Genomic DNA, 11,865 nt, shown 5'->3' on the forward strand with positions numbered 1-11,865 from the left:
TTGATTTGTTCTATAACTAGCTGATAATTGACCATGTTATAGCCTGCACATGGTGTTGGCATTCATTGAGGCATACGGGCAAGGAGGCTCCGATGGCATCAATCTACTCCGGATTACTGTTGAGCGGTGTGGCCGCTCTACTTCCGTGCGCGGTATACGCCAAAGGGCCGGATCTCATGCTGGCCAAAAGCTACTTTCAAGGCATCGACGTCAGTAACTTTCTGATTAGTGAAAAATTTGACGGTATGCGCGCCTATTGGACCGGCAGTAAACTGGTGAGCCGTGGCGGCAACGATATTAAGACTCCTGCGTGGTTTATCGCTAAGTTGCCTTCATACCCGCTGGACGGTGAACTGTGGTTGGGGCGAGGTAAGTTTCAGGAACTGATGAGTCTGGTCCGTACTAGTGATAGCAGTGATGACCAATGGCGCCAAGTGAGCTTTATGGTATTTGACAAACCAATGAGCCTTAATCCGTTTTTTGTCCGCCAGCGCGAGATTGAAACCCTAGTGGCCACCATGCATCAACCCCAGATCCGTTCAATCAAACAGTATCGTGTTGATAGCCATATCGAGCTGGAACAGTTGCTGCTGGAGTATCAGCACCAAGGCGCGGAAGGGTTGATCCTGAAACGTTACGATTCGCCCTATTTGGTGGGACGCTCACACCTAATGTTGAAGATGAAAGCCTACCAAGATGCCGAAGCCGTAGTTGTTGAGCATATTCCCGGTAAAGGCCAATTTGAGGGAATGATGGGCTCGTTGTTGGTTGAGCGCAGTGATGGCACTCGCTTTAAATTAGGTAGTGGCTTTAGCAAGGCCCAGCGTCTCAATCCGCCTGAAATTGGCCAGGTGGTGACATATCGTTACAACGGTTTGACCGATAACGGCCTGCCTCGTTTCGCTCGCTTTGACAGAACTTTCGTTGGTTTGTAGCCCATTCCATTGCAACCGCGCCTAAAATTCCTCCATAAGAGTGACATTGTTTGCCACTCTTAGCTTCGGCTATTCACTGTTTTTGCCAGCGATTTGCACGAAATAACACGTTGCAATTGCGTCTTAGTAGCCAAAATTAGAGAATACCGCCGCCTACAAATTTATTCTCTGTTTTCAGGAGCAACAATGTCGTCCCGTAAAGAGCTAGCAAACGCGATTCGCGCGTTGTCCATGGATGCTGTGCAAAAAGCCAAATCCGGTCACCCAGGTGCCCCAATGGGTATGGCAGATATTGCTGAAGTGCTGTGGCGCGATTTCCTCAAGCATAACCCGGCTAACCCAGAATGGGCGGATCGTGACCGCTTCATCCTATCCAATGGCCACGGCTCGATGCTGATCTACTCGCTGTTACACCTCAGCGGTTACGATCTGTCTATCGAAGATCTGAAACAGTTCCGCCAACTGCACTCCAAGACCCCAGGTCACCCAGAGTACGGCTATGCTCCTGGTATCGAGACCACCACCGGTCCTTTAGGTCAGGGCATCACCAACGGCGTTGGTATGGCATTGGCTGAGAAAGTGTTGGGCGCGCAGTTCAACAAGCCGGGTCATGACGTTGTTGATCACCACACCTACGTATTTATGGGTGATGGCTGTCTGATGGAAGGGATCTCTCACGAAGCCTGTTCTTTGGCTGGTACCCTTGGTCTAGGAAAACTGGTGGCGTTCTGGGATGACAATGGCATCTCCATCGATGGCGAAGTTGATGGTTGGTTCTCCGACGATACCCCTAAGCGTTTTGAATCTTACGGCTGGCACGTTATCCCTGCGGTAGATGGCCACGACTCTGCGGCGATTAAAGCTGCTATCGAAGCTGCGAAAGCCGAAACCGGCAAACCAACACTTATCTGTACCAAGACCATTATCGGTTTCGGTTCACCGAACAAGTCTGGTTCTCACGATTGTCACGGCGCTCCTCTGGGCGACGAAGAGATCGCAGCAACTCGCGAATTCTTGGGTTGGCCACATGCGCCGTTTGAGATCCCAGCTAACGTTTACGAAGCATGGGGTGGCAAAGCTCAAGGTGCCGCTGTCGAAAGTGCTTGGGACCAGAAGTTTGCTGCTTACGCTGCTGAATTCCCTGAATTAGCCGCTGAACTGAAGCGTCGTTTGGCCGGTGAAATGCCAGCGGATTGGGATGCTCACGTTCAAGCTTATATCGCAGATCTGCAAGAAAATGCTAATAAGGTTGCAACCCGTAAAGCATCGCAAGATTGCTTGAACGCCTTCGGTCCAGTATTGCCTGAACTGTTAGGTGGCTCTGCGGATTTGACTCCTTCGAACCTGACCAACTGGTCTGGCTCTAAGTCAGTAACGGCTGAAGACGCTTCCGGTAACTACATGCATTACGGTGTACGTGAGTTCGGTATGAGCGCCATCATGAACGGCGTCACCTTGCACGGTGGCTTTAAGCCATACGGCGCGACTTTCCTGATGTTTATGGAATACGCCCGTAACGCTGTGCGTATGGCCGCACTGATGAAACAGCCAACCATCTTTGTTTACACTCACGACTCTATCGGTTTGGGTGAAGATGGCCCTACTCACCAACCAGTAGAGCAGGTCGCTTCACTACGTATGACGCCTAACTCAACCACATGGCGTCCGTGTGACGCGGTGGAATCTGCAGTAGCGTGGCGCCATGCAGTAGAAAGCACTGATAGCCCAACCTCGCTGATCTTCTCGCGTCAAGGCCTAGCGCCAATGGCACGTAACGAGCAAGCGTTAGCCGATGTAGCTAAAGGCGGTTACGTCCTTAAAGATAGCGCAGGTAAGCCAGAGCTAATCCTGATTGCTACCGGCTCTGAAGTCGAACTGGTTATGGCTGCTGCTGAAAAGCTAGAAGCTCAAGGCAAAGCGGTCCGCGTTGTATCTATGCCTGCAACCGAAGTGTTTGATGCGCAAGACGCCGCTTACCGTGAGTCGGTACTGCCGTCAGATGTGACGTCCCGTGTAGCGGTAGAAGCACTGATTGCTGACTTCTGGTACAAGTATGTTGGTCTTGATGGCCGCGTTATCGGCATGACCACCTTCGGTGAGTCAGCCCCTGCCGGTGAGTTGTTCAAGCTGTTCGGCTTTACCGTTGATAACGTAGTAGAGACCGCACTAGAACTGGTTGACTAAGATAGTCCGGTTTTAGTAAACGCCTTAAGCCTCTGGCTTAAGGCGTTTTTTTTTGCATTAAATTTCAGAATGCACGGTATATTGGGAGGAGGTGTTACTGATGTATGGTTGTGATTCTTGTTAGCTCTAGATCGTTTTTTGCTGCTGTTGCTTGGGCTGTTAGCCTGTGCCGTTGTGGTGCCAATGTATGTGGCGCTACCTCCAGCCATGCTGGCTCTGTTACCGTGGCTACCGCTGGGAACCATGGCCGTTGCGCTGTTGCTCAGCCAGATCTACCAGCAGGGGCGGATGGGCTTTGTTATCTTACTGTCACTGCTTAACTACGGTATTGCGATACAGCTACAGCAGCACTTGGTAACCGAGCCACCAACGCAATCGCTCTATTGGCTGTGGGCCTTGAGTGCGCCGGTGTTGCTGCAATTAATTACCGCACTGGCGGTGCCTCTGGTTTTTCATCGTCGGGCCATTGGTCATTGGTTGCTGATTGTTATCGCCATGACTGTTGCATTGTGGTTATGGCATCAACCTGAGCAGCTCGGTGTTATTAACCCATGGATGCAGCATCGCAGCTTAGCGTTGGTTGATTGGTCGCCAGCGCCGCTGATTATCTTGGCCATCCAATTGATAATCGTGATGTTGAGTTGGGTGAATTATCTGCTTAATAAAAGTCATGATTTGATTGCCATTGTATTGGCGCAGGCGGTTCTGTTGCTGTCGACGGTGTGGATTGAACAGGCAGCGATTGTGGCGCTGTTAGCGACGACGCTCGCGGTCGCGCACTTTATTCTGGTGTTGGGGCTAGGGCACCAATTGGCGTTTATTGATGAGTTAACCAATATCCCCGGACGCCGCGCATTGAACATGGCGTTAGCGCGATTGGGCAAGCGTTACACCATCGCTATGGTTGATATCGATCATTTTAAAAAATTTAATGATACCCATGGCCATGATGTCGGTGATGAAGTGCTGCAGATGGTGGCACAACAGATCAATAACGTCGGCGCCGGTGGGAAGGCTTATCGTTATGGTGGTGAAGAGTTCAGCGTGGTTTTTGCCGGCAAGGATCCTAAACAGTGCCAAGCCGCACTGGAGCAGATTCGCACCGATATTGCCGATTATCGGTTTGTTGTGCGCAGCGCTAAACAACGCCCAAATGATGGTAAGCAGGGGAAAACACAACGGGGAGCCGGCGGCGGTAAAACGGTGCAGGTAACCATTAGTTTGGGCGTGGCCAATCGCACCGCTAAGCGCAATGACAGCGACTCGGTGTTCAAAGCCGCTGACAATGCGTTATATCGTGCCAAAAAGGCAGGGCGCAACTGCCTGAAGTTGGCGAGTAGCAGTTAGTATTGGCTAGTCACGTTGGCCGAGTTTGACCTTGCTCTCGTCAATAAACCACAGTGCTTCTTTGCGACGACGACCCAGAACTAACGCTTGCTCTGCAGCAAACAAAAATGCCTTCCAGTTACGTTGCAGTGTGCCGTAGCGGGTTTCAATAATATGTTCGGCGTCGTAACAAACAAAGACCACAGTCTGCGGGTCCCAATTGAGGTGGCCAGCCAGTGTTTCAGGTAACGCTTGCTCTTCGCTATCAAACGCCCGTTCCCAGTTTTCGGTTTTTGGCCAGTGGCTGTTGTCGCTGAGCCAGTCACTGTCTTCTAATCGGTCGAGATCGATGGCTTCAGCACTAATATCACGTTGCCATACTTGATTAGCGAAGCTGCTGGTCATTGGTTTGATGGTAGCGAGATCCGCTTCGGTGATCCCCATATCTGCTCGTTTGTAGACCCAGTGCAGGGGGTAATCTTGCAATTCGATGTAGTTCATCTGAAACGACTCTTAGAAGGTAAGGCGCTATTTTAACAGAATGAAAAGCGCTTCTCAGTGTTGAATAGTGCCAGTATGCTAGTTGCCGACTATCTAAAGGAGTGATTATGGCAATCTGGAAGCGTGCAATTGACCTATCCCAATGGAATGATACCAGTGCGAACTCGATGGTAAGCCATCTTGGTATGGAACTTATCAGCTATGATGATAACTCCATTACCATGAGCATGCCGGTAGACAGTCGTACTCACCAGCCGATGGGACTCCTCCATGGTGGTGCCAGTGTCGCCTTAGCGGAAAGCGTTGGTTCTATTGCGGCGAACATGTGCGTTAGTAAAGATTACTACTGTGTTGGTTTAGACATTAATGCTAACCATATTCGTGCTACCCGCTCCGGTACTGTGTTTGCTACGGCAACACCAGCTCATCTAGGGGCTACCACGCAGGTATGGCAGATAGAGATAACCGATGAACGACAACGGTTGGTATGTACCAGCCGATTAACCATGGCGGTGCTCCGCCACAAAGGAGATCAGTGAAACTGACCTTTTCTCAGGGGGTGCTGATAGCAAACCCCAATGAGTTGATGGTGCGCCTCGAAGGGCCAGCACGCATCACCTTTCAAGCGGCAGCAGATAATATTCAGCTGGTTGGGATCGCCAATGTCATTACCGGTTTTGGTGGTGGGGTGAGCTGGTCGCTGCAGTTAGACGATGAGGGGCAATTGCAGCTGTTAGCGCAAGAGTTAGGGCTGGAGATTAAAGGCGCTCGCTGATCAATATCAACAAAAACGGCAACCATTGTGGCTGCCGTTTTTCGTTACTCGATTTAGATGAAATCGGTATTAACTGTCTTTCTTCAATCGCACCATCTTGACCATATTTTCAGCAACTTCAACTACTTCAAGCTGATGCCCAGCCACCTCTAAGGTGGTACCTGGCGCTGGAATATCTTCCAACTGCTCTAAGATCAAACCGTTAAGCGTTTTTGGTCCGTCGGTTGGTAACTGCCACTCCGTCTCGCGGTTGAAGTCTCGCAAAGTAATAGAAGCATCAACCAGCAGGCTACCGCCATCTTCCTTAGTGATATCTTCACTTGGCGGCGTTTGTAAGCCGGTGGTGAAGTCACCAACGATCTCTTCCAAAATATCTTCAAGGGTAACCAGACCTTGAATGTCGCCGTATTCATCGACTACCACGCCCATTCGCTCTTTCGCGCTTTGGAACTTTAGCAACTGTACGTTCAGCGGCGTGCCTTCAGGAATAAAGTACAGCTCCTCGACGGCACGGAGAAGGGTAGACTTATCCAGTTCGCCCTGTTCACGAGTGATTAAGCGTAATACATCGGACAGGTGCATCATGCCAACCACGTCATCGATGTTATCGCGGTACAACAATACACGGCTATGCGGGCTGCGAGTCAGCTTGCGCATAATGGTTTTGTAGTCGCCATTAACGTCGATAGCGAATAGCTCCGCCCGAGGGATCATAATGTCCTCAACGGTGACCTTTTCCAGATCCAAAATGGACACAAGCATCTCACGGTGACGCCGAGGGATCATCGCTCCAGCTTCGTGTACCACGCTGCGTAGCTCTTCCGCTGATAGACTGTCACCATCGCTATGTTGGGTTTTAACCCCAAACAGGCGCAAGATGGCGTTACTGAACATGTTCACTAACCACACGAATGGGTAGAACAGGGTCATCAGTGGCTTCAACACAATCGAGTTGGGGTAAGCCAACTTTTCAGGGTGTAGTGCAGCTAGGGTCTTCGGAGTCACCTCAGCGAAGATCAACACCGCCATGGTGAGTGCGCCCGTAGCAATAGCAATACCCCAATCACCATATAGGCGGGTACCAATAACGGTGGCGATGGCTGAGGCGAGAATATTGACGAGGTTATTGCCAATAAGGATGAGGCCAATTAGGCGGTCTGGTCGTTGTAGTAGTTGGTCCGCTCGCTTGGCGCCACGATGGCCATTTTGCGCTAAATGGCGCAAACGGTATCGGTTCAGCGACATCATCGCCGTTTCGGTACCGGAGAAAAACGCAGAAGTAATAATAAGTACGGTAAGGATCAGCAGCAAACTGCTGGTGGATATGTCGTCCAATTAAGGGCTCTCTTAACACTGATAGAACGGTAATGAAACGGCCTATGGCCCCCGCTGTCAAGCAAAAGCAGGGGCTTTACGACTTAAGTTAAGATCAACTCTTTGACGATGCGGCTGCCGAAATAGGCCAAAGTAAGCAAAGCTGCACCAGATAACGAGTAGGCGACAGCGGTGCGCACACGAACGCCGCGGGTATGATGCTGCAGCAACATACCCGCGTACATGGCCCAAGCGATCATCGAAATCGTTGCTTTGTGGCCTTGGCCATCACCGAGGAAGTTATCCAAGAAGATCCAACCGGTAAGAAGGCCTACGGTCAGCAACATGAAGCCAACCCAGATGAAGTGATACAGCTGCTTTTCGACTGTCAGCAGTGGCGGCATCGGGCTATTTAGCATCAGTTGGCGGTCTTTTAAACGTTTGTTGATGCCATTGAGTTGCAGCGCATACAAGGCAGCAAGCATCAATGTGGCGTACGCCATCAGTGAGATAATCACATGGGACCATACCGCTGGTTTCGCCTCAAAGTTGGTTATGTGCTCAGGTGGTAACCACCACAACGCCACCACTGACAGAACCGCTAAGCAGTATACCGCTGGAGCCACCACAATCACCTTAATGCGTGGTAGCACCGTGGTAATGGCAAGGGCGATTACCCAGACCATAAGCGATGAGGTATTAGTGAGGCTGAAGTTTTGCCCCTGTTGCAAAAAAATCGCATCAGCTAAGACGATGCCATGTAATGCAACCGCTACGGCACCAGCTATGGTCGCCTTGGTACGATCCGGTCCATCGGGATGGAGCATCCGGCTAGCTAATAACGCAAACACAATGACGTATCCAAGGATCGCCGCAATGGATAAAAACTCCATGATTTCCCTTTATTGAACAATGGCACGCGGTTGCTTGAGCCCGAGCGCAAGACATCTATACAGCAAGCATAACATGCTCGTTTGTTCTCGGGCAGCGACGGACGACGTTCCGGTGTGATCCAAGTCGGATTGTGACCGCCTCGATCTGCCCCTTCAACATCACCAGAATGAGAAAACGACCACTGCTTAATTGGTTTACCGACTGCGCCCCGCTATAATGACCCACTATTTCGAATTTAAGTGGTAAAGCTAGGCGATGTTTAACAACCTATCCGAGCGTTTAAACCAGACGCTAAAGAACATCAGCGGTCGCGGTCGTTTGACCGAAGACAATATTAAGGAAACCCTGCGCGAAGTGCGCATGGCGCTGTTGGAAGCGGATGTCGCCTTACCAGTAGTACGTGAGTTCATTAAGAACGTACGCGAACGTGCTGTTGGCGCTGAAGTGAACAAGAGCCTGTCCCCTGGTCAAGTGTTCATCAAGATCGTTCAATCTGAACTTGAAGCGGCCATGGGCGAAGCCAACGAAGCGTTGGATCTGTCCTGTCAGCCTCCAGCGGTGGTTATGATGGCTGGCTTGCAAGGTGCCGGTAAAACCACATCGGTAGCTAAACTTGCTAAACATTTAAAAGAAAAACACAAAAAGAAAGTAATGGTGGTCTCTGCTGACGTATATCGTCCCGCAGCCATTAAGCAGTTGGAAACCTTGGCCAATGAAGTAGGCGTTGAGTTCCACCCTTCCGATATTTCGCAAAAACCAATCGCGATTGCCAATGGCGCCATTGCGGCGGCCAAGAAGCAATTCTTTGATGTCGTTATTGTCGATACCGCTGGTCGTCTCCACGTTGATGGCGAAATGATGGATGAGATCATCGACCTACATGGTGCCATCAACCCTGTTGAAACCCTGTTTACGGTTGACTCCATGACCGGTCAGGATGCGGCCAATACGGCCAAGGCGTTTAACGATGCCTTGCCATTAACCGGCGTTATCCTGACCAAAGTCGACGGTGATGCTCGAGGTGGTGCTGCATTATCTATCCGCCATATTACCGGCAAGCCTATTAAGTTCTTAGGTGTCGGTGAGAAGACCGACGCATTGGAACCGTTTCACCCGGATCGTATCGCCTCGCGTATCTTAGGCATGGGGGATGTGCTTTCTCTGATTGAGGAAGTAGAAGCCAAGGTTGATAAAGACCAAGCGCAGAAGCTGGCTAAGAAGATCCAAAAAGGTCAAGGCTTTGACTTAACCGATTTCCGTGATCAGCTGCAACAGATGAAAAACATGGGCGGCATGATGGGCATGCTGGAGAAGATGCCTGGCATGGGTAACTTGCCACCGGAAGCACTGGCACAGGTGCAGGGTGATAAGATGACCAAGCAGATGGAAGCGATCATTAACTCGATGACCCCCAAAGAGCGTGCTCGCCCTGAGTTGATTAAAGGCAGCCGTAAGAAACGTATCGCTGCTGGTTCTGGCACCACCATCCAAGAGGTGAACAAATTGCTGAAGCAATTCACCCAGATGCAGAAGATGATGAAGAAGATGAAAGGCGGCGGATTGAAGAAAATGATGCGCGGCATGGGTGGAATGATGCCCCCAGGCATGAAGATGCCTCGATAAAAACTTCCTCTGGCTCAAGCTGTTGGCAAAGAAGCATCAGTTTAATGGCCATTAAATCGCCCGTGACCTTGCATTGAGCCTAAGTTCAGGTAAAATCGGCGGGCTTTCTACCTTGGGGCCATTATGGCCCCAATTTTTATTCACCATTAGAGGATGTACACCGTATGGTAACCATTCGTTTGGCTCGTGGCGGCGCTAAAAAGCGTCCATTCTACTCTGTTGTAGTAGCGGACTCTCGTAACGCTCGTGACGGCCGTTTCATTGAAAAAGTGGGTTTCTTTAACCCTGTAGCTCAAGGTCAATCTGAGAAGCTACGTCTGGACCTAGACCGTGTTGAGCACTGGATTGGTTTAGGCGCGTCAGTATCTGACCGTGTTGCTACCCTGATCAAAGACGCGCGTAAAGCGGCTGCTTAATCAGGTTTGGTAGGGCAACTTATGACCAACAATCAGGAAATGATCGTAGTCGGCAAGCTTGGCTCCGCCTACGGGATCCGCGGTTGGGTTAAGGTAACCGCCTTTACCAACGAGCAAGAAGGTATTTTTGCTTACTCTCCTTGGACGTTAAATGTTCAAGGCGCGGTGCGTGAGATTAAGGTGCTGGAATGGCGCCGACACGGCAGTGGTGTGGTATGTCGTTTAGATGGGGTCGATGACCGCAACGAAGCAGAACGCCTAACCAATGCAGAGATCTCCATTGCGGCTGATCAGTTACAAGACCTGCCAGAAGACGAGTTCTACTGGCGCGATTTAGTTGGCTGTGAAGTAGTGAACACCAAAGGTTACAACATGGGCGAAGTATCTGGCTTGCTAGAGACTGGTTCTAATGATGTGCTGGAAGTAAAAGCTAAGAGTAACGATGCCTTTGGCAAGCGTGAACGTTTAATTCCGTTTGTCACTGGTCAATTCGTCCTTGAGGTCGATTTGGCTGGAAAACAAATTAAAGTCGATTGGGACCCAAGTTTCTAATTAGGAGCTTTTTATGTGGTTAGGGGTTGTAACCCTTTTTCCCGAAATGTTTCGTGCTATCACGGACTTTGGGGTAACCGGTCGAGCCGTAAAAAACGGCATACTTTCGGTGCAAACGTGGAATCCTCGTGATTTCACCCATGATAAACACAGTACTGTGGACGATCGCCCTTATGGCGGCGGCCCAGGCATGTTGATGATGGTGCAGCCATTGCGTGATGCTATCCACGCCGCCAAAACGGCTGGTGGGGAAGGCACTAAGGTGATCTACTTATCTCCGCAGGGGCGTCGAATGACGCAACAAGGGGTAGAAGAGTTGGCCACTAATGAGCGCATGGTGTTGGTGTGTGGTCGGTACGAAGGTGTCGATGAACGCATTATCCAAGCTGAAGTGGATGAGGAGTGGTCCATTGGTGACTACGTCTTAAGTGGCGGTGAACTGCCGGCGATGAACCTAATTGATGCGGTGTCCCGTTTGGTACCCGGTGTATTAGGTAAAGCGGCCTCGGCAGAGCAAGATTCGTTTTCGGACGGCTTGCTAGACTGTCCCCACTATACCCGACCAGAAATTCTGGAAGGGCAGCAGGTACCGCCTGTATTGCTAAGCGGCAATCATGAATTAGTTCGGAAGTGGCGACTCAAGCAGTCCTTAGGACGCACTTGGGAGCGACGACCAGAACTCTTGAATAACCTAGCTCTGACTGACGAGCAAGCTAAATTGCTTGCCGAGTTTGTAACCGAGAAAAACGGTTAAACGTTAGAGTTTTCAGTATATCTAGGATGAGAATATTATGAGCAATATCATCAAGCAGATTGAACAAGAGCAGATGAAGAGCGACGTACCAGCCTTTGGCCCTGGTGATACCGTTGTTGTTCAAGTACGAGTAACTGAAGGCGAGAAGACTCGTCTGCAGGCATTCGAAGGCGTAGTTATCGCTAAGCGTAACCGCGGTCTGCACTCTGCGTTCACTGTTCGCAAAATTTCCAATGGTGAAGGTGTAGAGCGTGCGTTCCAGACTCACTCTCCACTGGTAGAAAGCATCGCTGTTAAACGTCGCGGTCGCGTACGTCGTGCGAAACTGTACTACTTGCGTGAGCGCAGTGGTAAGTCTGCACGTATCCGTGAGCGTCTGGGCTAGGATCGCTAAGCCGTTACGGCTATGTGATTTGACGTTTCAGTCTTAAACAGGTCCGCCATTTGGCGGGCCTGTTTTTGTTTGTGGTTAATAAAAGGTCGCCTAATCTAGCTAAATTGCTTATTTCGCTGATTTAACGGTGAAACTGTACTCAACTGCCTGTTTACATAAGTTGACTGACTTGGCACTCTGGAAGGTAGACCGTGATA

Annotated in this window: 13 protein-coding genes; 10 read left to right on the forward strand and 3 right to left on the reverse strand. The window is 50.4% G+C overall.

Going from position 1 to position 11,865, the window contains the following annotated elements; translation table 11 throughout:
- Positions 1 to 92: 92 nt before the first annotated feature.
- The 3 genes from HER31_RS00565 (at position 93) to HER31_RS00575 (ending at position 4,466) form a co-directional block, all read left to right on the forward strand.
- Complete coding sequence (locus HER31_RS00565; protein WP_168658786.1) at positions 93 to 935, forward strand: DNA ligase; 843 nt, start codon at positions 93 to 95, stop codon at positions 933 to 935.
- Between the two features lie 186 nt (positions 936 to 1,121).
- Entirely contained in the window at positions 1,122 to 3,119 is a 1,998-nt protein-coding gene (tkt, locus tag HER31_RS00570; protein WP_168658787.1) for a transketolase, read from the forward strand.
- Between the two features lie 117 nt (positions 3,120 to 3,236).
- Positions 3,237 to 4,466 (forward strand): GGDEF domain-containing protein, encoded by a 1,230-nt coding sequence (locus HER31_RS00575; protein WP_168658788.1) that lies wholly within the window; start codon positions 3,237 to 3,239, stop codon positions 4,464 to 4,466.
- 6 nt (positions 4,467 to 4,472) lie between these two features.
- Here the strand turns inward: HER31_RS00575 and HER31_RS00580 are convergent, their stop codons facing one another.
- On the reverse strand, positions 4,473 to 4,946 hold the full coding sequence (locus tag HER31_RS00580; RefSeq protein ID WP_168658789.1) for a DUF2947 family protein: 474 nt from the start codon (positions 4,944 to 4,946) through the stop codon (positions 4,473 to 4,475).
- Positions 4,947 to 5,053: 107 nt separating this feature from the next.
- On the opposite strand from HER31_RS00580, the gene HER31_RS00585 reads away from it, so the two are divergent.
- Complete coding sequence (locus HER31_RS00585) at positions 5,054 to 5,485, forward strand: hotdog fold thioesterase (RefSeq protein ID WP_168658790.1); 432 nt, start codon at positions 5,054 to 5,056, stop codon at positions 5,483 to 5,485.
- Positions 5,482 to 5,721, forward strand: a complete 240-nt coding sequence (locus HER31_RS00590; RefSeq protein WP_168658791.1) for a DUF3389 domain-containing protein — start codon at positions 5,482 to 5,484, stop codon at positions 5,719 to 5,721. Before HER31_RS00585 ends, HER31_RS00590 begins: the two co-directional genes overlap by 4 nt.
- 69 nt (positions 5,722 to 5,790) lie before the next feature.
- Here the strand turns inward: HER31_RS00590 and HER31_RS00595 are convergent, their stop codons facing one another.
- Both HER31_RS00595 and HER31_RS00600 read right to left on the reverse strand, forming a co-directional pair.
- Entirely contained in the window at positions 5,791 to 7,056 is a 1,266-nt protein-coding gene (locus tag HER31_RS00595; RefSeq protein WP_168658792.1) for an HlyC/CorC family transporter, read from the reverse strand.
- Between the two features lie 83 nt (positions 7,057 to 7,139).
- Positions 7,140 to 7,928, reverse strand: a complete 789-nt coding sequence (locus HER31_RS00600; protein ID WP_168658793.1) for a cytochrome C assembly family protein — start codon at positions 7,926 to 7,928, stop codon at positions 7,140 to 7,142.
- Positions 7,929 to 8,184: 256 nt separating this feature from the next.
- Between HER31_RS00600 and ffh the strand changes: the two genes are divergently transcribed.
- The 5 genes from ffh to rplS all read left to right on the forward strand — a co-directional run bounded on the left by ffh (position 8,185) and on the right by rplS (position 11,659).
- Complete coding sequence (gene ffh / locus HER31_RS00605; RefSeq protein WP_168658794.1) at positions 8,185 to 9,552, forward strand: signal recognition particle protein; 1,368 nt, start codon at positions 8,185 to 8,187, stop codon at positions 9,550 to 9,552.
- A 164-nt stretch (positions 9,553 to 9,716) separates the two neighbouring features.
- Entirely contained in the window at positions 9,717 to 9,968 is a 252-nt protein-coding gene (gene rpsP, locus HER31_RS00610) for a 30S ribosomal protein S16 (RefSeq protein ID WP_168658795.1), read from the forward strand.
- Positions 9,969 to 9,989: 21 nt separating this feature from the next.
- Entirely contained in the window at positions 9,990 to 10,520 is a 531-nt protein-coding gene (gene rimM, locus HER31_RS00615) for a ribosome maturation factor RimM (RefSeq protein ID WP_168658796.1), read from the forward strand.
- Between the two features lie 13 nt (positions 10,521 to 10,533).
- Entirely contained in the window at positions 10,534 to 11,274 is a 741-nt protein-coding gene (gene trmD, locus HER31_RS00620) for a tRNA (guanosine(37)-N1)-methyltransferase TrmD (protein ID WP_168658797.1), read from the forward strand.
- 37 nt (positions 11,275 to 11,311) lie between these two features.
- Positions 11,312 to 11,659, forward strand: coding sequence for a 50S ribosomal protein L19 (rplS, locus tag HER31_RS00625; RefSeq protein WP_168658798.1), 348 nt, complete (start codon positions 11,312 to 11,314; stop codon positions 11,657 to 11,659).
- Positions 11,660 to 11,865: the final 206 nt, after the last annotated feature.

Origin of the sequence: Ferrimonas lipolytica (assembly GCF_012295575.1) — a bacterium.
GTDB classification, from domain to species: Bacteria; Pseudomonadota; Gammaproteobacteria; order Enterobacterales; family Shewanellaceae; genus Ferrimonas; species Ferrimonas lipolytica.